Genomic DNA, 25,412 nt, shown 5'->3' with positions numbered 1-25,412 from the left:
GATTGCACGGGGGCTGAGCATGAACGTCGAGACGACAGGGGTCCGCAGCACTGCGGTGTACCTCTGGGGCGCGTTCTTCGTGCTCGCGTGGGCGCTTCTCAGCGCGGTGCTCTCCGGCAGCGAGGCTCGAGCGGATGACGAGACCCCGGCGCCCCTGTCAGGACTCACGTCGCTGGTGGGCGACACGCTGGGCGGTGTGGTCGCCCCGGTCGCGAAGGCGGCGACCTCGACCGTCGAGCAGGTGGCCGCTCCGGTCACTTCGACCGTCCAGCAGGTCGTGGAGAAGACGACGACGACCGTGGCCTCGGTTCCGGTCGTCGGCGCGCCCGCGGCGCAGGTGATCGCGCAGACCGGCGACACCGTGTCGACCGTGACGAAGACCGTCGAGGACGTCGCGGCGTCCGCTCCGGTCAGTGCGATCGTCACCCCGGTGACGGATGCTGTCCGCAGTGTCCCCGTGGTGGGTTCGGTCGTCGACGGACTCGGCGCGACCGACCTCGTGGACGAGGTGGCGACGGGCGTCGACAGCGTTCTCGAGATCGTTCCGCCTGTGATCGGCACCACGGTCGACCCCGTCGTCGGCGGGCTTCAGCCGGGCATCCCGAGCACCGGCGATGCCGTGGTTCCCGACCTCGAGGTCCCGCTCGATGCCGACGGCTCCCCGGCGGATCCCGGCGCGGACAGCGGGTCGGGGTGGGCTGTCGAGCCTGCGTCGGTCGTCGCCGTGACGCCTGTGGCGCAGCCGTCGGCATCCGCCCTGCCCGCCGTGATGCGGGATGCCGGTGCGATACTCCCTCGTGATTCCCACGCTCAGCCGACCGTTCCGTCGGGAGAGCAGCCCGGTGCGCCCTCGAGCTCTCCCGGCGTCGCCGCTCCGACCTCCGCCGCCGGCGGCAGCGGGCCTGCGCCCGGTACGAGTTCCGACCGCCCTCCCTCCGCACGTCTCGATCTCGGGGCGTCTTCCCGGACGGGCATCCCCGTGGATGCTGCTCTGCCGGATTCTCCGGCGGGCAGCACCGACGTCTCTCCTGACTGACGAGAGGGCAGCCGATTCTGCATCGGCACGCCCGGATCACACGACCGTGTGATCTTCCTCTCGCACAGATCAGGAGTAATTCTCATGCGCACTATCGTCAAGCACGCCTTGTGGGGCGCGCTCATCGCCGGCGGCGTCTCGCTGCTCGGCGCCACGGCCGCGAACGCGGCCGAAACGAATGGGGAGGACGGTCTTCTCTCGGGGACGCAGATCCTCGCACCGGTCACGGTACCGGTCGACGTGGTCGGGAACGCCGTATCGCTGCTCGGTGACGCGGCCGCCGGCTCGATGCCGGAAGCCGCGCCCGCGGCTCAGGCACCGGCTCCCGCTGCGACTCCCGCGGCTCCCGCGGAGACCAGCGGCGACAACGGCGTGGTCTCTGGCACTCAGGCGCTCATCGACGTGGCCGCACCGGTGACCGTGTCGGGGAACGCCGTGAGCGTCCTGGGCTCGTCCTCCGCTCAGTCGGATGCCGCAGCGCCCGCACCTGCACCTGCACCTGCACCTGCGGCGGTCAGCACGTCGGGGTCGGACGGGATCCTGTCGGGCACGCAGGGCCTCGTCTCGGTGACGGCACCCATCACGGTGACCGGCAACGGCATCTCCGTGCTCGGGGACGCCACCGGCGCCCAGGGATCGGACACCGCCTCGGAGCCCGCTTCGGCGCCGGTGACCGACGCCACCACGAGCGGAGACGACGGGATCGTCAGCGGCACGCAGGTGGTCGCACCCATCACCGCACCCATCACGATCGGCGGCAACGGCATCTCCCTGATCGGCGAGGCCACGGCTGCAGACGGAACCACGGGCACATCGGCACCCACCGAGGCACCCGCGACCGACGCCACCACGAGCGGAAACGACGGGACCCTCGGCGGCACGCAGGTGCTCGCACCCATCACCGCACCGATCACGGTGACCGGCAACGGCATCTCCGTCCTCGGCGACGCCACGGCAGCCCAGGGATCGGACAGCATTCCGACGACCGGTGCGCCCGCAGCCGACCCCACCACGGATGGAAGCGGTGGGATCCTCGGCGGCACGCAGGTGCTGCTTCCGATCACCGCGCCCATCACGATCGGCGGCAACGGCATCTCCCTGATCGGCGACAGCACGGTGGAGGTCCCGGGAACCACTCCCGGCGACACCGATGCCGGTACCGACCCCGGTACTGATCCCGGGACTGACCCGGGAACCGATCCGGGGGCCGAGCCAGGCACCGATCCCGGCACCGACACGGGCACTGACCCGGGGACCGTCCCCGGCACCGACCAGGGAAGCGAGCCCGGCGCCGACCAGGCGACGGATGCCGGCATCGACCCCGCGGCCCTCGTGACGTCGCCGCGCGCTGCCTCCGTGATCCCCGCCGCGAGCGGCACCCGGGCGCTGGCCATGACCGGTGGTGGTGAGATGGCCCCGGCCCTTGCCCTGCTGGCCGGTCTGATGCTGTTCATCGGTGGCGCGCTGGTCCGACGCGCCCGCGCAGCGGCCTGACCACAGCCGGTGCGGCGGATGCGACATGACAGCGCATCCGCCGCACCGGCATGCCCACCGGCATCCGTCGACCGGCATCCGACGCTCCGACGCTCCGACGCTCCGACGCAGCGTCGGTGCGGGGTCGAAAACGCACGCGAGCGCCCGCGGAAGCGTACGTATTCGACCACGCACCACGCGACAGGGGCGAACTCATCGGGCACGCATGCAGAAGGCCCCCGGCATCCGGAGATGGCGGGGGCCTGCTGGTGCAGCGAGATTACTTCGCGGCGGTGACCTGGAGGGTGATCACGGCGGTGACGTCGTCGTGCAGACGAACCGTCGCCTCGTGCTCGCCCGTCGTCTTGATCGGCGAGGTGAAGTGCACCTTGCGCTTGTCGATCGAGCCGAGGCCCTCAGCTGCGACGGCGTCGGCCACATCGGCCGTCTTCACCGAGCCGAACAGGCGACCCTCGGCGCCGGCCTTGACGGCCAGACGCACCTTGGTGCCCTCGAGCTTGTTCTTGAGTGCGGTCGCCTCGTCGAGGTCGTGGATCTGGCGGGCCTTGCGGGCTGCCTGGATCGACTCGACCTGCTTCTGGCCACCACGGGTCCACGCCACGGCGTAGCCCTTGGGGACGAGGTAGTTGCGGGCGTACCCGTTCTTGACCTCGATGACGTCTCCGGCGCTACCCAGCCCGGCGACCTCGTTCGTGAGAATCAGCTTTGCCATGTCCGTACCCCTCAGCGGCCAGCGCCGGCGTAGGGCAGGAGAGCCATCTCGCGAGCGTTCTTGATCGCCTTGGCGATCAGACGCTGCTCCTGCACGGAGACACCGGTGATACGACGGGCACGGATCTTGCCGCGCTCCGAGATGAACTTGCGAAGCGTCGCGACATCCTTGTAGTCGATGACGCCAACGCGGATGGACTTCGCGGGAGCGGTGGGCTTGCCACCCTTCCGCGGCTTGCGGCGATCGCCGCTCGACTTTCCAGCCATGTTTCTTCCTTAAGAGATGATCGGATGCCCGAGCCCTTCGACAGGCTCAGGGACCCGGAATTCAGAACGGGGTGTCGTCGCCGAAGCTGCCCGGAGTGCTCCAGGCGTCAGCGCTCGAGGAACCGGGGGTCGACCACGGCTCGTCCGAGACCTGCTGCTGCTGCTGCGGACGCGACTGTCCACCGCCACCGTTGGATGCGGCCCGCGTGACCTGTGCCGTCGCGTATCGCAGCGACGGACCGATCTCGTCAACCTCCAGCTCGATCGAGGTGCGCTGGTTGCCTTCGCGGTCCTGGTAGGAGCGCTGACGCAGACGGCCCTGCGCGATGACGCGCATGCCCTTCGTCAGGGAACCTGCCACGTGCTCGGCGAACTCGCGCCACACCGAGGCGCGGAGGAACAGCGCTTCGCCGTCCTTCCACTCGTTGGCCTGACGGTCGAACGTGCGCGGGGTCGAGGCGATGGTGAAGTTCGCCACCGGCAGTCCGTTCTGCGTGTAACGCAGCTCGGGGTCTGCGGTGAGGTTGCCCACCACGGTGATGACGGTTTCGCCGGCCATGAGCGTCAGGCCTTGGCTTCGGCAGGCTCAGCCCGGCGCGCGGCCGTCTTGGGCTTGCGAGCAGCCTTGTCGGCGGCGCGCTTGGCCTCGGCGGCGACCATGGCCTGTGCCTCTTCGGCACGCAGAACCTTGGTGCGGAACACGAGCTCGCTCAGCTTCAGCTGACGGTCGAGCTCGACCGTGGCCTCGCTGGTGGCGGTGAAGTTGACGACGGCGTAGATGCCCTCGTTCTTCTTGTTGATCTCGTAGGCGAAACGACGCTTGCCCCAGATGTCGACCTTGTCAATCGAGCCACCATCGTTGGTGATGACCTTCAGGAACTTGTCGAGGTTGGGGGCAACCTGGCGCTCGTCCAGCTCGGGGGTCAGAATGACCATGAGCTCGTACTGGTGCGTCACTTACCCACCTCCTTCGGACTAGAACGGCTCCCGGGACTTTCCCGGAAGCAGGAGGGTGTGTAGCACGTCGTCTGTCGCGGCTTCCCGAATGGATGCCGACGGGCAGACAACCACAACAGTCTACCGGATCGACGCGGATGCTTCCGACCGTCGTCGCACCGGCTCTGCGAGCGGGCTCGGCGCGAGCGTGAAGTCCGCTGCCAGGGCATCCGGAACAGCCGCTCGGCTACGGCGGCGCTTCAGCGCGGCCAGCGCTGCGATCGCCGGCGTCACCAGCACGGCCGCGATGCGTCCCGACGGTGTGCGGTCGGCGTCGCCGAGCACCATCCGGCGGTGCCACGCTGCGTGCAGGGCACCGCCGCGCGGCAATGGCACCGTGCGCACGGGCAGGGCGCCGCGGCGTCGCTGCGCGACCAGCGCGCGCACCTGCTCCCACCATCGCGAATCGCGCGAATCGTGGAAGTAGTTGGCCGCCGCCCACTGCGGGTCCGGATGCCGGAAGCGCCGCGCCACCACGTCGTCTCCGCCGCCGAGCAGCCCGCTGCGGTCGAAGACGCGGTTGAGCAGGTCGGGCCGGATGCCGAAGTCGTCGAGTGCGATCACCGGGACGCCCGCGGCCAGCGCCTCCACGGCCGCCGTCGAACTCACCGTGACCAGGCCTTCGGCAGTGGCCAGTGCCTCGGCCATCGGCGCGAACGAGAAGACGAGGTTCTCGGGGGCGTTCTCGAGCAGGTCGGTGTAGCCGTCGCGCTCCTGATGCGCTTCGACTTCACCTGGCCGCGAGCGCAGCTTGACGACGACGCGGCGCGACGGGTCGGCCACCGCCGCGAGGCGCAGGACCTCGGCGATGCGGCGCCGCTCGGCACGATCACCCGGCACGAGCGCCTGCGCGGCGAACACGAGGTCGGTGCCTGTGCTCGCCACCCGAGCCGGCTTCGCGAACGGAAACGTCGCGAGCCCCACGGGCACCGTGGCGCCGAGGGCACGGCCGAGGCGCGTGTACGCGGTGACCTCGCGGTGCGAGTGCACCACGACGAGGTCGCAGTGCCGGCGATACTCGAGTGCGCCGCGCAGCGCTGGGATCGACATACCCGGCAGACCGCTGACCACGACAGGACGGCGGGTGAGCCGGTCGATCTCGCGTCCGAGCAGACGCACGAACGGGGCGCGACCCGCGAGCACGACGACGTCGGGAGTGTCTCTGGCGAGCCAGTCGGCGACGTCGTCGAAGGCGATCCGCGTGATCGACGCGGGGTGGTCAGCGAAGCGGGTGCCGGCGACCGCGGCATCCCGCTGCGCATCGCTCACGACCAGCGGCGTGTGCACCAGCAGCAGGTGCTGACTGATGTCGTCTACCTGGTCGATGAGGTGGGCGGCCCACTTCACGAACGAGTCGGCGTCGCCGATGGCGACCACCCGCAGGCGGGGCGGCCGGCTGCCGGGGAAAGTCATGCCCCGACGCGACGCAGCTTGGCCATGGGAGCGAGCTCGCCCGGATAGACGCGCTTGACTCCGTCACCGAGTGCTTCCTCGATGACGCGGATGTCGCGAACCAGGCGCTCGAGACCCGCCGGTTCGAGGGACGCGGCGTGATCCGAGCCCCACATTGCGCGGTCGAGTGTGACGTGGCGCTCGACCCCCACTGCGCCGAGCGCGACGGCGGCGAGCGAGATCTGCAGGCCGCGCTCATGGCCGGAGTAGCCGACCGGCACGCCCGCGTAGCGGTCGCGCAGCGTGGCGATCATCTTCAGGTTCGCCTCACCCGACTCCATCGGATACGTCGAGGTGGCGTGCATGAGGATGGTGCGGTCGGTGCCCAGCGTGTCGAGCGCCCGGTCGATCTGCTCGATCGTCGACATGCCGGTGGAGAGGATGACGGGCTTGCCGGTCGCGCGCAGCGCCTGCAGCAGCTCGGTGTCGGTGAGGCTGGCGGATGCCACCTTGTGGGCGACCACGTTCAGGTCCTCGAGGAACTCGACGCTCGGCACATCCCACGGCGAGGCGAACCAGTGCAGGCCTGCCATCGTCGCGTAGTCGCCGATCTCGATGTACTGCTCGCGGTCGAACTCGACCCTGCGGCGGTAGTCGAGGTAGCTCATGGTGCCCCAGGGCGTCTCGCGGGACACGTCGCGCATGTGCTCGGGAGTGGCGATCTCCGGAGTGCGCTTCTGGAACTTCACGGCGTCGGCGCCGGCGGCGCGGGCCACGTCGATGAGCTGCTTGGCGATCTCGACATCGCCGTTGTGATTCAGGCCGATCTCGGCGATGACATACGTGGGACGGCCCCCGCCGATCACGCGGTCTGCGATGGTGACGGTCATGAGGACCCTCCGTTTCCGGTCGTGTCCTCCCGGTCTACGCGGCTCGGGTGAACCTGCGGCGTCGAGCCGGTGACCGGCTGCCGACGCTCGTACGGCGAACCGGGGCGGCGGGAATCAGCGCGCGGCGAGCATGCGCTCGGCAACCTCGCGCACCGCTCCCTCGCCACCGCGACGAGTCAGGACGACGCGCGCGGCCGCCCTCACGGCGGGGTGGGCGTTCGCCACGGCGATCGGCCAGCCGACGATGTCGAGGGCGGCGAGGTCGTTCACGTCGTTGCCGACGTAGGCGATGTCGGCGAGCGCGATGCCGTTCTCGGCGGCCCACGACTCCAGAGCGGCGGTCTTGTCTTCGATGCCGTGCAGCACCGGCACCTGCAGCTTCTCAGCCCGACGAGCGACGACGGGGTTCAGTTCGGTGGAGAGGATGAGCATCGGGATACCCGCGCGGCGCAGCCGCGAGACGCCCATACCGTCTTCCCGGCTCACCCGCACCGACTCGCGGCCCTCGGTGTCGACCGTGGCCGTGTCGTCGGTGTGCACCCCGTCGAAGTCGGTGACGAGCACGGATGCCGGGATCGGGGCATCCGGTGCGGGGTCGAGCGCCGCGAGAGCGTCTGCGACGGCGAGCTGGTGCTCGTCGTCGATCTCGATGGCGGAGGTCTCGGGCACGTCGACGATGCCGATGCGGCCGAAGAACCGGTGACCCGCCGTGCGGAAGCCATCGGCGGTGAAGGCGTAGAACGCCCCGGTCTCGAGGTGGTGCGGCTCGCGGTCCTGCCGGCGCGGCCTGTTCGAGGCGTCGTGGTTGACCGCGGTGGCCAGCTGATCGGCATCCCGTCGCCAGAGGAAGCCATAGGTCTCGTGAGCGGAGAAAACGCTGTCGTAGCGGTCGGTCGCGATGTGCGCGGCGGCCTCGGCGATGCCCTCGCTCGGGATGAAGGGGGACGTCGCCTGCACGAAGACCACGGTGCCGACCAGGACGCCGTCGGCGGCGAGCGCGTCGAGGGCGTGCAGCACCGCGCTCTCGGACGTCGCGGTGTCGCTCGACAGATCGGCTGGGCGCGTGATGACCCGCGCACCCGCCGCGGCGGCGACGCGTGCGATCTCGGCATCGTCGGTGCTGACGACCACCAGGTCCACGCCTCGAGCCTCGACAGCAGCGCGAACCGCGCGTTCGACCAGCGATATCCCGCCGACCCGCCGCAGGTTCTTACCCGGCACGCCCTTCGACCCGCCGCGCGCGGGGATGATCGCGACAGTGAGCTCGTTCTCGGTCATCGGCCGGTTGCCGCCTTCCAGACTCTGCGGGCGCGGCGCTTCGCGCCCGCTGCGGTGAGCTGCAGCTCCTCCCAGCGCCCGACTCCCCCGGCCTGGCCACCCGGCCGCTGCCACCGACCCCGCGCGGGCGCACCGGGCAGGTCGAGGGCGCGCAGTCGGTCGGATGGCACGTATCGCTCACGGTCGCGGCCGGTCATGGCCGCCAGCGCCGCGATCGCGCGCGGCCGAAGATGCCCGACGATGTGGGGCTGCATGGCGTATCCGACGGCGTCGACGATGCCCTGCAGCTCATCCGTCGCGATGCCGCGCTCGAGGGCGTCGACGATGGCGGCGGGCACTCGGTTGCTGTTCTCGTACGGTGTGAGTCGTGCGAGCACCGTGTCGGATCCCACGGCGTGTCCGGGGATCCCGAACACCGTTCGCGCTGTCGGCAGAGCGGTCGAGAACCCGGCGATGACCGCCGCTGCCCCCAGGCGGTGCGCGACGTACTCCGCCGGCTGGTCGCCGGCGTAGGTGGCGAAGGCGACCCCTCGAGCGGATGCCCGCTGCCCGAGCGCATCCGAGAACGCAGGCGGCGCGGAGGGGTGCGGTTTGAACACGACGCGCTGCGCGCCGGCATCCGCCGCCCGGTCGATCATCCGCGTCTGCAATGACGTCTCGTCGTCCTGGCTCATCAGCCCGAGAGCCGACAGGTACTGCCCGATGACCAGTGCCGTCGGGACGTCGGGCGACACGAGGGCGTCCAGAGCGGCATCCGGCTGCGCCTGCCCCACCTCGCACAGCACCCGCCCGTGATCCGCAGGGTCGACCGGCACCGGGATCGCGCCGGTCTCGGCGAAGACGAGCGGTACGACGCCCGGCACGACATCGGGGTGCACGACGCGGGCGACGCGCTCGGTGACCTGCCGTGGCATGGCGCTGCGGATCGGCGAGTACGTCATGAGCCCGTCGCCGATGACATTCAGCTGCGCCTGCGAGAACAGCGCCATCAGCGTGCGCGCCGGTGCGACCTGCGGCGACTGCACGAACAGCTCGAGCCGGGCGTCGTGGAGGGCCCACGTACGCCTGAGCAGCCGCTCAAGCATCGGCAGTTCCTGCTCACCGGGGTGCCAGGTGGTCGGGTGCAGCGGATCGAGCAGTGGGTTCAGCGGCTCGATGCGGTCGAATCGCGCGCGCAGCGGGGCCAGCCGGGGCACGCTCTCGAGATCGGGTGCGGTCTCGGGCACCGCGGCGGTGCTCATCGGCACGAGGATGCGCTCGACATCGTCATCTCCCAGCAGCCCTGCATCAATGGCGGCGACTGCCGTCATCAGCCCGTAGGCGCTGTGCAGGGCGAACAGCTGAATCGTCCCGCTCATGCGTGATCCGCGTCCCGGAGCACCCGCGCGAGCACCCGCCTACGGGAGCCGCCGATGCGGTCGCTCGCCGTCCGCGCCTGGTCGCGAGGCAGGCGAGCGATGAGATCCCGGATGCCGGCACGCAGCTCTCTCCGCACGGCAGGCTGCATGCGGCGAGCGCGCACGAGGTGATGCGAACTGAGCGCGAGCACGCTGAACACCGCCTTGGGCAGCAGCTGATCGGCATCCCGATCCGCCTCGACGAGATCGAGCACCTCGCTCAGAGCCCTGGAGAAGTGCAACTGGCGCCGATCGAGCGTCTTGGAGAGCGAGTCGGAGAGACCCCGGCGGTACAGCAGGTGCGGGGCGTCGACGACGGCGAACGACCGCGCGTGCAGGTGCAGCCGCCAGATCCAGGGGCGGTCCTCGGCGGTGAACAGACCATTGCTGAACGCGGCGACGCCGCTGTCGAGCATCCGGCGGTGCAGCAGACCCGCCCACGCGAACGGATAGTCGACCATCGTGCGGTCCTCGACGGGCAGGATCGCCTCGCGCGGATCGACGACGATCCCGCGATGGGTGAACGGGGCGCGCACGAGCCGCCGCTCCGCTCCCTGAACCGTGACGTGATCGGTGCGCACGAAGTCGCAGCCGAGGGCGCGCAGTGCGCGCTGCAGGGCAGGCAACCGGCCGGGCTGCATCCAGTCATCACCGTCGAGGAAGCAGAAGGAGTCGCCCTCGACGTACGCCAGGCCCTGATTGCGGGCGGTGGCGAGCCCTCTGGGGGTGCCGTTGCGAATCACCTCGGCATGCGCGAACCGCTCGGCGTACCGGCGCATGATCACCCCGGTGTCATCGCTCGAGCCGTCGTCGATCGCGACGAGCTTCAGCGCGTGATCGTCGGGGAACTGGCGGACGAGGGTCTCGAGAGCCGTGCCGATGAACCTGCCGGCGTCCTTCGCGGGGACGATCACGGTCATCGACGGTGCGGGCACGGCGTCATCGTGCCTGGCCGCTCTTACGGGCGTCGGTCCGCCCGGTGAACAGCGGGTGACGTCGTCAGCGCTGGATGGCGGGCACGTCGGCCCATATCGCCCGCTCGGCGGCGGACGGTGCCGCCGGGATGCGGCCTGCGCCGTCGGGCTCGGGGATCGCCGCGAGCAGCGCCTGCGTGTACGGGTGCTGCGGGTCGGCCCAGAGCTGCGCGGTCGGCCCGGATTCGAGCACGCGGCCGCCGAACATCACGAACGTCCGGTCGGCGATGCGCTGCACGACGGCGAGGTCGTGCGAGATGAACAGCATCCCGGCACCCGCCTCTTTGACGAGATCGCGCATGAGCGCGGCCACGCTGGTCTGTGTCGACGCGTCGAGAGCCGAGATCGGCTCGTCGGCGACGAGCAGCTGCGGGCGAGCGGCGAGCGCCCGCGCGATCGCGATGCGCTGCTTCTGACCGCCCGAGAACTGGTGGGGGAACTTCGAGACGGATGCTGTGGGCAGACCGACCTTCTCGAGCCACTCCTCGACCGTCGAGCCCTCCGCACCGCGCGCTCGCGCGGTGGCGATGCCGTCGGCGACCTGGTCGCCGATCCGGCGACGGGGGTTGAGCGAGGTCGATGGATCCTGGAACACCATCTGGATGCCGGTGAGGTGCTTCGGGCGCCGGCGCACCCGCAGCGGCGTCACCTCGCCGTCGAGGAAGCGGGCCGTGCCGCCCGCGAGCTTCTCGATGCCGACGGCGGCGCGGGCGAGGCTCGACTTGCCGCTGCCGGATTCTCCGACGAGAGCGACGGTCTCACCGGCATGCACCTGAAGCGACACGTCGTCGACCGCGACGACGGGCGGGTTGCCGGGGTAGCGGACGACGATGCCCTGAGCGTCGAGGACGGTCTCATGCGCCATGATCGTCGACTCCTTCGATGCGTGAACCCGGCAGGGCGGCGAGCAGCTGCCTGGTGTACTCGTGCTGCGGGTCGCGGAACAGCGTCTCTCGATCGGCGTGCTCGACGACCCTGCCGTCCTTCATCACGGTGACGACGTCGGCGATCGCGCTCATCACCCCGAGGTCGTGCGTGACGAGCAGGACGGCGATCTGCCGCTCGTCTGCCAGTTCTCGCAGCAGCGTGAGGATGCCGGCCTGCACGGTCACGTCGAGCGCTGTCGTCGGCTCGTCGGCGAGCAGCACCTCGGGATCGCACGCGAGAGCGCACGCGATCGCGATGCGCTGCCGCTGACCGCCCGAGAACTGGTGCGGGTAGCGGCGCAGCGCATCTTCCGGGTTCGGCACCTGCACGCGTTCGAGCAGCTCGACGGCGCGCTGGCGGGCGGCCGCGGCGCGCAGCCCGAGGTGCACGCGCATGTGGTCGGTCAGCTGACGCCCGACCGGTATCTGCGGGTGCAGCGAAGACGAAGGGTCCTGGAACACCATGGCGATGCGCCGACCGCGGATGCGGTTCATCGCGCGCCGGCCCAGGCTGAGCAGTTCGGTGTCGCCCAGCCGGATGGAGCCGCCGGTCCGTGCGTGACGCGGAAGCAGGCCCAGCACGGCCATGGCGGTCAGCGTCTTGCCCGACCCGGATTCTCCGGCGAGCCCGTGGATGCGCCCGGCGTCGAGCTGCACCGAGAGGCCCTTCACGAGAGGGCGTCCGATGTCGACCGTGAGGTCGCGGATGTCGAGGATGCTCATGCGCCGCCTCCGCTCGATGCGACCAGTTCGGTCTGCTTCTCGTGCGTCACCTCGGCGGTCGGGTCGAGGATGTCGCGCAGCGCGTCGCCGAGGAAGTTGAACGCGAGCACGACCGTGAGGATGGCGAGGCCGGGGAAGACTCCGAGCCACCACGCGTCGAAGTTCTGCATCGCGGCCGAGATCATCGATCCCCATTCGGCCGTGGGCGGCTGCGCGCCCAGACCGAGGAATGACAGACCCGACAGCAGCAGGATCGCCGCACCGATGTCGAGCGTCGCGAGCACCAGCAGCGGGCCGGCGACGTTGGGGAGGATGTCGACCACGAGCGTGCGTGCCGGCGAGTGGCCGAGGAGGCGACCGGCGATCACGTAGTTCTGGTTGCGCAGCGACAGCACGATGCTGCGAGTGACGCGCGAGTACTGCGGCCATGACACGACCACCGCGGCGATCACCGCGTTGAACAGTGACGGGCCGAGCGACGCGGCGACGACCATCGCGAGGATCACGGTCGGGAACGCCATGAACAGGTCGGTGATGCGCATGAGCGTCTCGTCGACCCATCCGCCGAAGTACCCCGCGAGCGCGCCGATCACGGCGCCGATGACGAGGGCGGCGACGACGAGGGTGAGCGCCAGCGGGATGGTGACGGTGGCGCCGGTCATGAGGCGCGAGAAGATGTCGCGCCCGTTGCCGTCGGTGCCCAGCAGCGTGTCGACGCCGGGGGTCTGCAGGCGCGGCAGAACCTGCGCGTTCGGCTCGAACGGCACCCACCACTGCGCGGTGAAGGCGACGAGGATCCACGCGGCGGCGACGACGGTGCCGATGACGCCCAGGGGGGTGCGCCAGGCACGCGGCCAGCGCAGCCTGAGCCGCCCGGGCATGCGGGGTGCGCGAGAGCTCATGCGATCCTCACTCTCGGGTCGAGTACGCCGTACAGCAGGTCGACGATGAAGTTGATGACCAGGTAGATGACGCCGACGATGAGGCCGACGCCCATGATCCCTGGCAGGTCGAGGTTGGCCGCCGAGTTGTAGGCGTACGTGCCGAGGCCCGGCCAGGCGAACACCGACTCGACGAGCACGGTGCCCGAGAGCAGTGAGCCGAAGGCGACGCCGACCACGGTCAGCACCGGCAGAGCCGCTCCACGCAGCACGTAGTCGAGCACCACGCGCATGGCCGGCAGGCCCTTCGCGCGAGCCGCCCGGACATAGTCGCTGTCGAGCACCTCGAGCACAGACGTGCGGATGAACCGGGTCAGCAGACCGATCGTCACCAGTGACAGCACCATCACCGGCAGCGCCAGGTGCGCCATGGCGTCGGCCCAGCCCACGCCGTCGCCGTTCAGCAGATAGTCGATCGTGTACAGCCCGGTCACCCGGGGCGGCGGGATGATCGACGGCGAGACGCGACCGGACCCCGGGGCGATGCGCAGGTTGAGGAAGAACACGTAGAAGCTCACGAGCGCCAGCCAGAAGGTCGGCACGCTGAGCCCGATCAGGGTGACCACACGCACGATCTGGTCTGTGACCATGCCGCGCCGGTACGCGGCGAGCGTGCCGAGCACGAGGCTGACCGCGAGGCTCAGGACGATCGCGCACAGCGCGATCTCGATCGTGGCGGGCACGGCAGTGGCGAGATCCGCGGTCACGGGCTGCCCGGTGACGAGGGAGGTGCCGAGGTCGCCGCGCAGCAGCTTGCCCATGTAGATGAAGTACTGCACGAACAGGGGCTGGTCGAGTCCCTGCGCCTTGATGAAGGCTTCGCGCGTCGCGGGGTTCTGAGAGGCCCCCTCACCCAGTGCCGCGGAGACGGGGTCTCCGGGCACCAGGTTGGTGAGGAGGAACGTCACGACCGTGACGCCGATCAGCAGCAGCACCGAGGTGCCGGCCCGGCGCAGCAGGTACCCCGCCAGAGGCGACTTCTTGCGCCGCGCCTGTGTCTGCACAGCCACTGTGGTCATCACGGTCGTTCCGTTCAGCCGGCGGGCGTGATCTCGGCGATGTCCATCTCCCACACGGAGTTGTAGACAGCGCCGTCGACCTTGTCAGAGGTGGCGATGTTGCGGCCGGGCACGATCAGAGGCACGAACGGGCCGCTCGCCTGCATCGTCTCAGCGAACTCCGTGAACGCGGCGGTGCGCGCATCGGGGTCGGTCGCGCTGGCGGCATCCGCGGCGATGGCGGCGATCTCGGGGTTGGCCGACTGCTCCCAGCCCGCACGCAGACCGACCTTCAGACCAGGTCCGAAGGGCAGGAAGTTGGCGGAGTCGGCGTAGTCGGGGCCCCAGAACCAGAGGCCGAAGCCCTCGGTGCCGTTCACGTACGCGTCGAGCTCGGTGGCGAACGGAGCGGGGGCGAGCTCGACCGTGACGCCGGCGTCCTTCAGCTGCGCCTGGATGCGCTCGGCGAGCGGCGTGAACTCCACCCCGCCGACGGGGTAGTCGTTCGGGAACTGCAGCTTCAGCGTCTGACCGGTGTAGCCGGCGGCGTCGAAGGCCGCCTTCGCCTTGCCGAGGTCCTGGGTGACGCCCTTGTCGAGGGCGCCTTCGAATCCGGGCGGGATCACGCCGGTGGCCTGCTCGGCACCGGCGCCGGCGAGCTCGAGCAGAGCCGGGTAGTCGAGTGCGTACCTGATGCCTTCGGCGAGCTTCACGTTGGCCAGGTCGCCGGCGACGCCGGTCGACTGGTTCAGCAGCAGGAAGATGGTCTGCCCGGACGGCACCGAGTCGACGTTGAGGCCGTCACCGAGACCGCTGACCTGGTCGCCGTTGAGATCCATGGCGACCATCGAATCGCCGCCCTTGAGGTTGGCGAGCTGGGTGGCGCTCTCGGAGACGTTGCGGATGACGACGCGGTCGTAGGCCGGCTTCTCGTCGCCGTTGTACTCGTCGTTCTTCTTCAGCACGATCTGCGAGCTGAGGTCGAGGGTGTCGAGCACGAAGGGGCCGGAGCCTGCGGAGGCACCGTCGAAGTACTTCTGCGCGGAGTCGGAGCCGTCGGTGCTGCCGCCGTTCTTCATCACCACGTCGGCGTTGACGATGCCGAGAGCGGGATTGGCGAGGATGGCCGGCAGCTGCAGCAGGGGCGTCTCGGTGGTGAAGAGGATCGTCTTCTCGTCGACCTCCGTGATGGTGACGCCGGAGAGGAGGAAGTTCGGCTTGGCGTCGGCCATGCCCTGGATACGCTGCAGCGAGAAGACGACGTCCTTCGCCTCGATCGGGGTGCCGTCCGAGAAGACGCGGGCGTCTTCGAGCGTGAAGGTGAACTCGGTGGCGGAGTCGTTGGCCTCCCACGAGGCGAGCCCGGGGATCGGGGTCGAGACGTCCGAGCCCTTGAAGTCGACGAGCGTCTCGTACATCGCCTTGGCGAGCATGTTGCCGGTCGGGTCGTAGGTGTGCCCGGGGTCGGCGGTCTCGACCGAGAACGCGGTGTCGATGACCAGGGAACCACCGGACTTCGCCCCGCCGTCGTTGTTCGCAGAGTTTCCTCCCGAGCATCCGGTCAGGGCGAGGAGCGCGATCGCTCCGAGGGCGATCGCCGGCGTGCGCAGCGTCGACAGCATGGGTACCTCCATTGGCGGGGTGGATCGGGAGTCCTGGGCATCCAATGGTGGACGACCGTGATCAGATTCCCATGGTGTGCGACGATTTGTCCAATGACATTGCGTCATGAAGACAAAGCCTGTCCGGACGATGAAGATTAGGATGCAGAATGTCCAGCACTGACGCTGAAGGCACCCGGGATTCTGGACGAAGTGCCGCTGCCCTCGATCCGGTCTCGTATCGGATCCTCGATCTTCTTCGCGAGAACGGGCGCATCTCGATCGCCGCGCTGGCCGAGAAAGTCGGCATCTCGCGAGCCAACGCGTACACCCGAGTGGAGGGGCTGGTGTCGGACGGTGTCATCACGGGCTTCAGCGCGCGGGTCGACCCCGCCAAGGCGGGACTCTCGATCGGGGCGTTGATCTTCGTCACGGTGTATCCGCAGGCATGGGCGTCATTCCGGGCGCAGATCGCCGAGATGCCCGACATCGAGTACTGCGCCGTGACGACCGGAGAGCACGACGCCATGCTGCTGATCCGCGCGACGGACGTCAGCGGTGTGCACGAGTTCTCGACCGGCGTGATCGCTCAGCTTCCCGAAGTGCGCACGGTGGTCAGCGTCGTCGTACTCGACGAGGTGATACGTCGGCCGTTCGTGCTTCCCCCCGACCTACCCGAGCGCAGCCTCGATGTTCCGCTGGGCATGACGCAGTGGACGCCGGCGACGGCGGGAAGAGGCGCCCTGCCGCCGCGGTGACCGCGACGACCGGGTCAGGCAGAGGCGGTCTCGACGCACACGCTGAGCTGCGCGGCGCCGTGCATCTCGTAATGCTCGACCAGGCGCAGCATCCCGTCGTCGTCCATCTCGATCTCGCTCTCGCCGTCGCCGGTCACGACCTCGCCCGTAGCGGCCAGCACGTGCACGAACGACACCCAGATGGTGTCGCCGGTGCGGGTTCCCACGAAGCGGCCGATCGTGACCGTGTCACCGGTGTAGTCGCCCCAGATCACACCGTCCTGCTCGAAATAGTGGAAGACGCTCGGGGCGTCGTGGTTGACGACGGACGTCGTCGACGACACCATCTTGAACGTGCGGCCGTTGATACTGGGGAGGGTTCGGGTCTGAGTCACCCATCGATCATGGCAGGTACCGTTGACCCATGATGCCGGCGCCGCCCCCGCAGCACCCGTTCGAGACGCGCCCCCTCACTGAACCGGTCGACGCCCGTGCTGTGAGCGCGTTCTGGCGGACGGTCAAGGCGCAGAACCCGACGCCGGGTGCCCAGATCGTCATCGGCGTGATCGTCGCGGTCGTCTTCGGCATGGTGTTCCTGCCGACCATCGGCGTCACCCTGTTCGGGCTGATCGCAGGCATCGCCTCCGGGGACGCCGGGTTCGGGGCGCTGTTCTCGCTGCCGGCGCTGATCCCGTTCGTGATCGCCGCAACCACCATCCCCCTTCTCGTGATCTCTCGCCGCCGCACACGCGAGAGCACCTACCGGATAGCCAGGTTCGCGCAGGCGAACGGCATGGCGTTCCGTCCGTTCGTCAGCGACCCGCCGCTGCCGGGCATGATCTTCCACCTCGGCAACTCGCGAATGGCGTCTCAGCTCGTCCGCGGGCAGGAGCCGCGCTTCGTCGAGTTCGGCAACTACCGCTACACGACCGGGTCGGGGAAGAGCAAGACCACCCACAGCTGGGGGTATGTCGCCGTGAAGCTCGACGTGCCGCTGCCCAACATCGTGCTCGACGCGCTGGGCAACAACTCGCTCGGGTCGAACCTGCCGGCGACGTTCTCGAAGGACCAGCGGCTCTCGCTCGAGGGCGACTTCGACCAGCACTTCACGCTGTACTGCCCGAGCGGGTACGAGGCCGACGCGCTCTACCTGTTCACCCCCGACATCATGGCGAGATTCATCGACCACGCCGCGCAGCTCGACGTCGAGATCGTCGATGACTGGCTGTTCCTGTACTTGCGCCGGCCGGTGTCGACCACCGACGTGAGCACTTGGGCGTGGCTGTTCGGCACGGTCGGCGCACTGCTCGGCAAATTCGACCAGTGGGCGCGCTGGCGGGATGACCGGCTGCGATCCGCGCAGCACTCCGCAGCACAGCATCCGGCCACCCGCCTGCCATCGCCCCCCGGCCCGCCCGCCGTGCTTCCCTTCGCCCCGCCCGCCGGGATGCTGCGGCCGCCCGCAGGCGTCGCGCCGCAGGGCCGACGCCTGCGCAAGGGCTTCTCCTGGGTGACGCTCGTGATCATCATCTTCGTGTTCGGCGTGACGCTGCTGCCGCACTTTATCGGTCTGCTGTCGTTCGTCTTCTTCCGCTGACCCAGGGCGCGCGCGTCCCGAAGGGTCGCCTCCCCGCGCACGACGCGACCATATGGGCCCACCCGAGGCCGGATGCCTACGCCGGGGCGAGCCCGAAGTACTCCAGCTCGGCGTCGTTCAGCATCCGGGATCGGATCAGGAACCGCATGCCCGTCGGGCCCTCGACGCTGAACCCGGCACCACGACCGGGGACGACGTCGATGGTCAGGTGCGTGTACTTCCAGTACTCGAACTGCGACTCCGACATGAACACCTCGATCGGGTCGAGACCGTCGACCTCGAGCCGGCCCAGCAGCACGTCGCTGGGGCCGGTGATGAACATGCCGACCGGGTAGCACATGGGTGACGAGCCGTCGCAGCATCCGCCCGACTGATGGAACATCAGGGGTCCGTGCTGCGTCGTCAGCTCACGCAGCAGCTCGGCGGCCGCATCCGAGACATCCACCCGTTGGTATCTGCCGATACTCACCATCATCCGCTCCTCTCGAATCCGTCGGTCTCGGGCGGACGTCACGCGACGCCGCCCGAGACCCTGGATGCCGATCAGAAGAAGCCCATCGGCCCTTCCGCGTACGACACGAGCAGGTTCTTGGTCTGCTGGTAGTGATCGAGCATCATCTTGTGGTTCTCGCGACCGACGCCCGACTGCTTGTACCCGCCGAACGCGGCGTGCGCCGGGTACTGGTGGTACGTGTTCGTCCACACGCGACCCGCCTCGATGGCGCGTCCGGCGCGGTACGCGGTGTCTCCGCTGCGGCTCCAGACGCCGGCGCCCAGGCCGTACAGCGTGTCGTTGGCGATCGAGATCGCGTCGTCGAAGTCGCTGAAGCTCGTGACCGACAGCACCGGACCGAAGATCTCCTCCTGGAAGATGCGCATGTCGTTCGTGCCCTCGAAGACCGTCGGTGCGACGTAGAAGCCCTCGCTGAGGTCGCCCCCGAGGTCGACTCGCTCACCACCGGTGAGCAACTTCGCGCCGCCCTGCTTTCCGATGTCGATGTAGCTGAGGATCTTCTCGAGCTGGTCGTTCGACGCCTGGGCGCCGATCATCGTGGCGGGGTCGAGCGGGTTGCCCTGCACGACCTTGCCGACGCGCTCCAGTCCGTCGGCGAGGAACCCGTCGTAGATCGAACGCTGGATGAGGGCGCGCGACGGGCACGTGCAGACCTCGCCCTGATTGAGCGCGAACATCGTGAATCCCTCGAGCGCCTTGTCGTAGTACGGGTCTTCGGCGCGGGCGACATCCTCGAAGAAGACGTTCGGCGACTTGCCGCCGAGCTCGAGGGTGACGGGGATGAGGTTCTGCGACGCGTACTGCATGATCAGCCGGCCCGTCGTGGTCTCACCGGTGAACGCGACCTTGCGGATGCGCTTGTGCTGAGCGAGCGGTGCGCCGGCCTCGATGCCGAACCCGTTGACGATGTTCACGACACCTGCGGGCAGCAGATCGCCGATGATCTCGAACAGGAACAGCAGCGACGCCGGAGTCTGCTCGGCCGGCTTGATGACCACGCAGTTGCCGGCGGCGAGAGCGGGGGCGAGCTTCCACGTGGCCATGAGGATCGGGAAGTTCCACGGGATGATCTGGCCGACGACTCCCAGCGGCTCGTGGAAATGGTACGCGACGGTGTTCTCGTCGAGCTGGCTGATGCCGCCCTCCTGCCCACGCAGCACGCCCGCGAAGTAGCGGAAGTGGTCGATCGCGAGCGGGATGTCGGCGGCGAGCGTCTCACGCACCGGCTTGCCGTTCTCCCACGTCTCGGCGACCGCGATCATCTCGAGGTTCTCCTCGATGCGGTCGGCGATCCTGTTGAGGATCACGGAGCGCTCGGCGGGCGAGGTGCGCCTCCACGACTCGAACGCCTTCCAGGCGACATCCACCGCGCGGTCGACGTCTTCCGCCGTGCCGCGGGCGACCTCGGTGAACGGCTTGCCGTTGACGGGGCTGATGTTCTCGAAGTACTGGCCCTTGGCCGGTTCGACGAACTCGCCGCCGATGTAGTGGCCGTAGCGGGCACGGTAGTTCGCGACCGCGCCGGGCTGGCCGGGGGCGGCGTAGGCGGTGGACACGTCTTCTTCGACGATGGTCATCGGTGACTCCTTCGACGGGCCGCGGCCTCGATGCTGCGCGGCTGTTGGATACGAAGGTAGGTCGCCGGACGTTGCACCCGGGTGCGCAACGTTGCAGTCGGTTGCGGCGGACCCTTCCGGCTTTCGAATCGCTCAAATGGCCGGAACGGGCGACCGGCAGCGACAAGGTGAGCGATTCGAACGGATGTGGGTCACCCGGCGTCGAGACGCTCGATCCGCGCGACCAGGCCTGCACGTCGCGGCGAGCGGGCCGGCAGCATCTCGAGGCACAGCCGCAGCGCCTCGGCGTCGTTCTGCCCCTCGGGGATCTCCCCGTAGGCGAGGAGCACGTCGAGGCTGGCCTCGGTGACCATCGCCTCGTGCAGCGCCGCGCGCACGGTGTCGCGGAACTCCTCGACGCCGGGAGCCGTCGATTCGGGCAGCACCGCGCCGGTGTAGGCACTCAGGGCCACCCGGTGCGCCCCTCGGTCGAGGAGCGAGAGCACGTTCTGCGCGTCGGTCTCGAGCGGTGCCGTGAGCCGGTAGGGGCGTGACTGGGGCACGAGATCGGGTGAGACGCGCTCGAGGATCTTGCGCAGCCGCACCATCTCCGGCCGCAGCGTGTCGGCCGTCGCGGAGTCGCCGTAGACGAGCTCGGTGAGCCGTTCAGCCGAGAGCCCGTGGCGGTGCACGGCCAGCATGAGCAGGATCTCGGCGTGCCGCGCGCTGAGCTCCACGACCGTCTCGCCGTCATCGGCCATCAGCTCGAGCCGCGCGCGATCGCGGGCCAGCACCTGCAGCCGGGCGCGCCCGGTGGAGCGACGCACTCGCCCGGACGATCGCCCCGCCCCGCTGCGCCCCGCCCCGCTGCGCGCCCGCAGCCGGGCGACGAGCAGTTCGGATTCGACGGCTCGAGCCGTGGCATCCACCAGCATCCGCGCCTGCGGCGTGACCGCCTCCGCCCCACCCGTGACGTCGATCACACCGAGGACGCGCCGCGTCTCGGGGTCGAACACGGGCGCGGCCGTGCACGACCAGGGCTGCACGAGGCGGTTGTAGTGCTCGGCGTGGTGGATCTGCACCGACTCGCCGAGGGCGAGGGCGGTGCCAGGGGCCGAGGTGCCGACCATCTGCTCCGACCAGTTGGCGCCCTCGACGAATCCCATCTCGCCCGACAGCAGGCGCTGGCGCAGATCTCCCTCCACCCACAGCAGGCGCCCGGCGTGATCGCCGACGGCGACGACGACGCCGGAGTCCTCCGCGCTGCCTGGCAGCAGCAGCGAGCGGATGAGATCCATCACCGAGGCGAGCGGATGCCCGGAACGATACGCTTCCAGCGTCTCCTGCCCGAGTTCCAGGGGCGGCCGGCCCTCGGCGCCCACGCGGCTCTGCCAGGCGCGCTCCCATGAGGCGCGCACCAGCGGTCGCACCTGCTGCAGGCGGGTGTCATCGAGGTTGCCGGCGACGAGCTCCTCGTGCGCGCGCTCGATCAGAAGTCGCGAGACCTCAGGGAAGGCATCGCGCGATGACGACCACGGTGACGGCATGGACGCTCCGATCAGCGCTGACGGGTCTGCCCAGTGTAGATCGGATGCCCGGCGATCACACCCCTCGGTTCGCGCCGCGCGTGCACCATCGGACCCGGCTCGCACACAGGGATATTCCCGGCCGGCCGGGGTTCCGGCGGGCCCGCCGATAGGGGATGCTGAAGACGCACACGGTCGCGATCGCCGCCGTGGTCTCACGCGAAGGGGTAGCACGATGAAGGCCATCCAGTACCGCACGATCGGACAGGGACCAGAGCTGGTCGAGATCGAGACTCCCGAGCCCGGTCCGGGTCAGATACGCATCAAGGTCACGGCCGCGGGCCTCTGCCATTCCGACTGGTTCGTGATGGGCCTGCCGGCCGAGCAGTACATCTACGGTCTGCCGCTCACGCTAGGGCACGAGGGGGTCGGCATCGCGGACAAGCTCGGCGACGGCGTGGAGGGCATCGAGCTCGGCGCCTCCTATGCCATCTACGGACCGTGGGGATGCGGGCAATGTCACGCCTGCGCGCGCGGCGCAGAGAACTACTGCACGCGAGCTGCGGAGCTCGGCATCCAGCCTCCCGGGCTCGGCTCCCCTGGCGCGATGGCCGAGTACGTGATCATCGACGATGCCCGCCATCTCGTTCCGATCGGCGACATGGACCCGGTCGAGACCGTGTCGCTGACCGACGCGGGGCTCACCCCGTACCACGCGATCATGTCGTCGAAGGACAAGCTCGTCGCCGGCACGACCGCCGTGGTCATCGGCACCGGCGGTCTGGGACACGTGGGCATCCAAGTGCTGCGCGCGGTCACCTCGGCGACCGTCATCGCCCTCGACATCGCCGACGAGAAGCTGGCGCTGGCTCGCGACGTCGGAGCCCATCACGCCCTGATGTCCGACGACTCGGCCGTCGACGAGATCCGGCGGCTCACGAACGGGCGAGGCGCCGAGGCGGTGTTCGACTTCACCGGCGTGCAGCCGACTCTCGACATCGCGCGCCAGGTCGTCGCCGTCGACGGCGACATCCAGATCGTCGGGATCGGTGGCGGGCTGCTGCCCACCGGGTTCTTCTCCACCCCCTTCGGCGCGTCGGTGCGGGCCCCGTACTGGGGCACGCGCAGCGAGCTGATGGAGGTGCTGTCCCTCGCGCAGACCGGTTCGGTGGGCGTGCACGTCGAGCGCTACTCGATGGAGCAGGCCGTGGACGCGTACACGCGACTGCACGACGGCAAGGTGCAGGGTCGCGCGGTGGTCGTGCCCTGACACCCGTGCGGTCCGGATGCCGCGCAGCTCAGCCGCGCGCGGCCCACCATTCGCGCAGACGCTGCTCCGCGGCATCCGGGCCGATCACACCCTCATCCAGCCGCACCTCGAGCAGGAAGCGGTACGCCTCGCCGACCTCGCGCCCCGGGGTGATGCCCAGGATCTGCTGGATCTGGTTGCCGTCGAGCTCGGGACGGATGCTGTCGAGCTCCTCCTGCTCGCGCAGCTCGACGATGCGCCGCTCGATGTCGTCGTAGGCGGAGGCCAGGCGAGCGGCCTTGCGCCGGTTGCGGGTGGTCACGTCGGCGCGCACGAGGATGTGCAGGCGCTCGACGACGTCGCCGGCGTCGCGGACGTATCGCCGCACGGCGGAATCGGTCCAGGCGCCCTCGGCGTAGCCGAAGAAGCGCAGGTGCAGCTCGATCAGCTTGGCGACCGCATCGGTCGTGGCGCTGTCGAAGCGCAGGGCCTGCAGGCGCTTTCGCGCCATGCGCGCACCGACCACGTCGTGATGGTGGAAGGTGACCCCTCCGCCGTTCTCGAGCTTGCGGGTGCGCGGCTTGCCGATGTCGTGCAGCAGAGCGGCCAGGCGCAGCGGCACGTCGGCTGCGGCGCCCGGGTTACGGGACTTCTCGAGCTCGATCGCCTGACGCACCACGGTCAGCGAGTGCTCGTAGACGTCCTTGTGGTGGTGGTGCTCGTCGACCTCGAGTCGCAGCGCACTCACCTCGGGCAGGAACTCCTCGATCAGTCCGCTCTCGACCAGCACACGGATGCCGCGGACCGGGTCGTCGGTCTGCATGAGCCGCACGAGTTCGCCCTGCACGCGCTCGGGGCTGACGATCGTCAGCGTCTCGCGCAGCTTCTCGACGGCGGCGAAGGTGGCATCCTCGATCGTGAAGCCGAGCTGGGCGCTGAAGCGCGCCGCCCGCAGCATCCGCAGCGGGTCGTCGCCGAAGCTGATCGCCGGGTCGATCGGCGTGCGCAGGATGCCAGAGACGAGGTCCTCGACACCGCTCGTCGGATCGATCAGCTTGACCGCCGGAACCTGCAGCGCCATGGCGTTGACGGTGAAGTCGCGCCGCAGCAGGTCTCCGTCGATGGTGTCGCCGAACTCGACGACCGGCTTGCGGGTGACGCCGTCGTAGCTGTCGGCACGGTACGTGGTGATCTCGACCTGCTCGCCCTGTACCCGCGCGCCGATGGTGCCGAAGGCGCGGCCGATGTCCCACTGGGTGCTGGAGATCGGGGTGACGATCCGGAGGATGTCGTCGGGGCGTGCGTTCGTCGTGAAGTCGAGGTCGTGCGTCTCGCGGCCGAGCAGCGCGTCGCGCACCGGACCGCCGACGACGGCGAGGTCGAAGCCCGCATCCGCGAAGGCGGTCGCGAGGGTGCTGACGACGGGGTTCGCGGCGAGCGCGCCGAGTCGGGACAGGCCCTCGGCCATATTGAGCATGGATTCAAGGGTACCGGCGCCGCGCGCGCTCACCGGTTCCGCACGCGCCCGAGACGCAGACGGCGGTCAGCGAATCGGGTCGCCCTGCACCGGCCCCTCGGTGTTCGGCTTCCAGCCCAGCGCGGGGGCGACGTGCTCGGCGAAGGCCTGCAGCACGTGCAGGTTGTACTCCGGGCCGAGCTGATTCGGGATGGTGAGCATGAGCGTGTCCGCCGCCATCACGGCCTCGTCGGCCTTCAGCTGCTCGATCAGCTCGTCGGGCTCGGCCGCGTACGTCTTGCCGAACGTGGAGCGGTAGCCGTCGATGATGCCGACCTGGTCGCTGTTCTCGCGGGAGCGCAGACCGAAGTACGCCCGGTCGCGGTCGCTGACCAGCGGGAACACGCTGCGGCTCACCGACACCCGTGGTGCGCCGGTGTGGCCGGCATCCCGGTATGCGGCACGGAACAGGTCGATCTGCTCGCGCTGCAGCTCGTGGAACGGCTGGCCGGTCGCCTCGGTGAGCAGGGTCGAGCTCATCATGTTCAGGCCCATCCGCCCGGTGGCCTCGGCCGTCGCCCGCGAGCCGGCGCCCCACCAGATGTGCTCCCGCAGGGTGGGCGACTGCGGCTCGATGGCGAGGTAGTGACCTGCTCCGACCATGCGCGGGTCGCCCGGAGCGATGCGCTCGCCGTCGATCACCTTGAGGAAGAGGTCGAACTTCTCCCGCGCCAGCACGCTGCCGCGCTCGGTGTCCTCCTCATCGCGGAAGCCGAAGGTCTCGTAACCGCGCAGTGCCGTCTCGGGTGACCCGCGGCTCACACCGAGGGCGATGCGGCCGTCGGCGATGAGGTCGAGCGCGGCAGCCTCCTCGGCGAACTGGAACGGGTTCTCGTAGCGCATGTCGATCACGCCCGTGCCCACCTCGATGCGCTTCGTCCGCGCGGCCATGGCCGACAACAGCGGCATGGGCGACGCGGCCTGGCGCGCCCAGTGGTGCACGCGCACGTACGCGCCGTTGACGCCGATCTCGTCGGCGCCCTCGGCGATCTCGACCGTCTGGCGCAGCATGTCGCCGGCGGTGCGGGTCAGGGAGCCGGGCACGTCTGCGTAGTGCCCGAAGGAGAGGAAGCCGAATGCCTTCATGTCGTAT

Annotated in this window: 25 protein-coding genes; 5 read left to right on the top strand and 20 right to left on the bottom strand. The window is 69.5% G+C overall.

Translation table 11 applies throughout. From position 1 onward, the window contains the following. Positions 1 to 19: 19 nt before the first annotated feature. Together AB0O65_RS08660 and AB0O65_RS08655 are read left to right on the top strand one after the other, a co-directional pair. Positions 20 to 1,036 carry a hypothetical protein gene (locus AB0O65_RS08660; protein ID WP_363384175.1) on the top strand — a complete coding sequence of 339 codons (1,017 nt, stop codon included), beginning with the start codon at positions 20 to 22 and terminating at the stop codon, positions 1,034 to 1,036. 84 nt (positions 1,037 to 1,120) lie between these two features. Further along, on the top strand, positions 1,121 to 2,530 hold the full coding sequence (locus tag AB0O65_RS08655; protein WP_363384173.1) for a chaplin family protein: 1,410 nt from the start codon (positions 1,121 to 1,123) through the stop codon (positions 2,528 to 2,530). A gap of 259 nt (positions 2,531 to 2,789) precedes the next feature. On the opposite strand, the gene rplI is transcribed toward AB0O65_RS08655, so the two are convergent. From rplI to AB0O65_RS08585, 14 genes are all read right to left on the bottom strand, one after another. After that, on the bottom strand, positions 2,790 to 3,242 hold the full coding sequence (gene rplI, locus AB0O65_RS08650) for a 50S ribosomal protein L9 (protein WP_071641236.1): 453 nt from the start codon (positions 3,240 to 3,242) through the stop codon (positions 2,790 to 2,792). An 11-nt stretch (positions 3,243 to 3,253) separates the two neighbouring features. After that, a complete protein-coding gene (gene rpsR / locus AB0O65_RS08645) occupies positions 3,254 to 3,508 on the bottom strand; it encodes a 30S ribosomal protein S18 (RefSeq protein ID WP_071641238.1) in 255 nt (84 codons plus the stop codon). Positions 3,509 to 3,569: 61 nt separating this feature from the next. Beyond that, positions 3,570 to 4,067 carry a single-stranded DNA-binding protein gene (locus AB0O65_RS08640; protein WP_191712420.1) on the bottom strand — a complete coding sequence of 166 codons (498 nt, stop codon included), beginning with the start codon at positions 4,065 to 4,067 and terminating at the stop codon, positions 3,570 to 3,572. Positions 4,068 to 4,072: 5 nt separating this feature from the next. Then, positions 4,073 to 4,465, bottom strand: a complete 393-nt coding sequence (gene rpsF, locus AB0O65_RS08635) for a 30S ribosomal protein S6 (protein ID WP_071641240.1) — start codon at positions 4,463 to 4,465, stop codon at positions 4,073 to 4,075. Positions 4,466 to 4,585: 120 nt separating this feature from the next. Further along, positions 4,586 to 5,917, bottom strand: coding sequence for a DUF6716 putative glycosyltransferase (locus tag AB0O65_RS08630; protein ID WP_363384168.1), 1,332 nt, complete (start codon positions 5,915 to 5,917; stop codon positions 4,586 to 4,588). Beyond that, complete coding sequence (locus AB0O65_RS08625) at positions 5,914 to 6,786, bottom strand: N-acetylneuraminate synthase family protein (RefSeq protein ID WP_363384165.1); 873 nt, start codon at positions 6,784 to 6,786, stop codon at positions 5,914 to 5,916. The genes AB0O65_RS08630 and AB0O65_RS08625 overlap by 4 nt, the downstream gene beginning before the upstream one ends. A 114-nt stretch (positions 6,787 to 6,900) precedes the next feature. Further along, positions 6,901 to 8,064, bottom strand: coding sequence for an acylneuraminate cytidylyltransferase (locus AB0O65_RS08620; RefSeq protein WP_363384162.1), 1,164 nt, complete (start codon positions 8,062 to 8,064; stop codon positions 6,901 to 6,903). Further along, complete coding sequence (locus AB0O65_RS08615; protein WP_363384159.1) at positions 8,061 to 9,422, bottom strand: polysialyltransferase family glycosyltransferase; 1,362 nt, start codon at positions 9,420 to 9,422, stop codon at positions 8,061 to 8,063. The genes AB0O65_RS08620 and AB0O65_RS08615 overlap by 4 nt, the downstream gene beginning before the upstream one ends. Continuing rightward, complete coding sequence (locus AB0O65_RS08610) at positions 9,419 to 10,396, bottom strand: glycosyltransferase family 2 protein (protein ID WP_363384156.1); 978 nt, start codon at positions 10,394 to 10,396, stop codon at positions 9,419 to 9,421. Before AB0O65_RS08610 ends, AB0O65_RS08615 begins: the two co-directional genes overlap by 4 nt. A 64-nt stretch (positions 10,397 to 10,460) precedes the next feature. Beyond that, positions 10,461 to 11,300 carry an ABC transporter ATP-binding protein gene (locus AB0O65_RS08605; RefSeq protein ID WP_363384153.1) on the bottom strand — a complete coding sequence of 280 codons (840 nt, stop codon included), beginning with the start codon at positions 11,298 to 11,300 and terminating at the stop codon, positions 10,461 to 10,463. Beyond that, entirely contained in the window at positions 11,290 to 12,084 is a 795-nt protein-coding gene (locus AB0O65_RS08600; RefSeq protein ID WP_363384150.1) for an ABC transporter ATP-binding protein, read from the bottom strand. The genes AB0O65_RS08605 and AB0O65_RS08600 overlap by 11 nt, the downstream gene beginning before the upstream one ends. Further along, positions 12,081 to 12,986: an ABC transporter permease gene (locus tag AB0O65_RS08595; protein WP_363384147.1), complete on the bottom strand. Its 906-nt coding sequence runs from the start codon at positions 12,984 to 12,986 to the stop codon at positions 12,081 to 12,083. The genes AB0O65_RS08600 and AB0O65_RS08595 overlap by 4 nt, the downstream gene beginning before the upstream one ends. Further along, entirely contained in the window at positions 12,983 to 14,044 is a 1,062-nt protein-coding gene (locus AB0O65_RS08590; protein WP_363384144.1) for an ABC transporter permease, read from the bottom strand. Before AB0O65_RS08590 ends, AB0O65_RS08595 begins: the two co-directional genes overlap by 4 nt. 14 nt (positions 14,045 to 14,058) lie before the next feature. After that, the gene (locus tag AB0O65_RS08585) at positions 14,059 to 15,645 is read right to left on the bottom strand and encodes an ABC transporter substrate-binding protein (protein ID WP_363384141.1); all 1,587 of its coding nucleotides are present in this window, start codon (positions 15,643 to 15,645) and stop codon (positions 14,059 to 14,061) included. Between the two features lie 149 nt (positions 15,646 to 15,794). Here AB0O65_RS08585 and AB0O65_RS08580 point away from each other — a divergent pair, with 149 nt between their 5' ends. After that, positions 15,795 to 16,382 (top strand): Lrp/AsnC family transcriptional regulator, encoded by a 588-nt coding sequence (locus AB0O65_RS08580; protein WP_363384138.1) that lies wholly within the window; start codon positions 15,795 to 15,797, stop codon positions 16,380 to 16,382. 14 nt (positions 16,383 to 16,396) lie between these two features. Here the strand turns inward: AB0O65_RS08580 and AB0O65_RS08575 are convergent, their stop codons facing one another. After that, on the bottom strand, positions 16,397 to 16,756 hold the full coding sequence (locus AB0O65_RS08575; RefSeq protein ID WP_363384135.1) for a hypothetical protein: 360 nt from the start codon (positions 16,754 to 16,756) through the stop codon (positions 16,397 to 16,399). A gap of 29 nt (positions 16,757 to 16,785) precedes the next feature. On the opposite strand from AB0O65_RS08575, the gene AB0O65_RS08570 reads away from it, so the two are divergent. Then, entirely contained in the window at positions 16,786 to 17,958 is a 1,173-nt protein-coding gene (locus AB0O65_RS08570; protein ID WP_363384132.1) for a hypothetical protein, read from the top strand. 76 nt (positions 17,959 to 18,034) lie between these two features. Here the strand turns inward: AB0O65_RS08570 and AB0O65_RS08565 are convergent, their stop codons facing one another. From AB0O65_RS08565 to AB0O65_RS08555, 3 genes are all read right to left on the bottom strand, one after another. Continuing rightward, complete coding sequence (locus AB0O65_RS08565; protein ID WP_363384129.1) at positions 18,035 to 18,430, bottom strand: DUF779 domain-containing protein; 396 nt, start codon at positions 18,428 to 18,430, stop codon at positions 18,035 to 18,037. A gap of 71 nt (positions 18,431 to 18,501) precedes the next feature. Continuing rightward, on the bottom strand, positions 18,502 to 20,049 hold the full coding sequence (locus AB0O65_RS08560; RefSeq protein ID WP_191712417.1) for an aldehyde dehydrogenase family protein: 1,548 nt from the start codon (positions 20,047 to 20,049) through the stop codon (positions 18,502 to 18,504). A gap of 191 nt (positions 20,050 to 20,240) precedes the next feature. After that, positions 20,241 to 21,575, bottom strand: a complete 1,335-nt coding sequence (locus AB0O65_RS08555; RefSeq protein WP_071641250.1) for a helix-turn-helix domain-containing protein — start codon at positions 21,573 to 21,575, stop codon at positions 20,241 to 20,243. Positions 21,576 to 21,789: 214 nt separating this feature from the next. Here AB0O65_RS08555 and AB0O65_RS08550 point away from each other — a divergent pair, with 214 nt between their 5' ends. After that, positions 21,790 to 22,824 carry an NAD(P)-dependent alcohol dehydrogenase gene (locus tag AB0O65_RS08550; protein WP_191712415.1) on the top strand — a complete coding sequence of 345 codons (1,035 nt, stop codon included), beginning with the start codon at positions 21,790 to 21,792 and terminating at the stop codon, positions 22,822 to 22,824. A gap of 28 nt (positions 22,825 to 22,852) precedes the next feature. Here the strand turns inward: AB0O65_RS08550 and AB0O65_RS08545 are convergent, their stop codons facing one another. Both AB0O65_RS08545 and AB0O65_RS08540 read right to left on the bottom strand, forming a co-directional pair. Continuing rightward, a complete protein-coding gene (locus AB0O65_RS08545; protein WP_313480458.1) occupies positions 22,853 to 24,280 on the bottom strand; it encodes a CCA tRNA nucleotidyltransferase in 1,428 nt (475 codons plus the stop codon). Between the two features lie 66 nt (positions 24,281 to 24,346). Further along, a complete protein-coding gene (locus AB0O65_RS08540; RefSeq protein ID WP_313480457.1) occupies positions 24,347 to 25,405 on the bottom strand; it encodes an LLM class flavin-dependent oxidoreductase in 1,059 nt (352 codons plus the stop codon). Between the last annotated feature and the right edge of the window lie 7 nt (positions 25,406 to 25,412).

The organism is Microbacterium sp. NPDC077391, from assembly GCF_040686955.1.
Classification (GTDB): domain Bacteria; phylum Actinomycetota; class Actinomycetes; order Actinomycetales; family Microbacteriaceae; genus Microbacterium; species Microbacterium commune.
The sequence above is the reverse complement of the archived record's forward strand: the minus strand, read 5'-3'. Positions and strand labels throughout refer to the sequence as shown.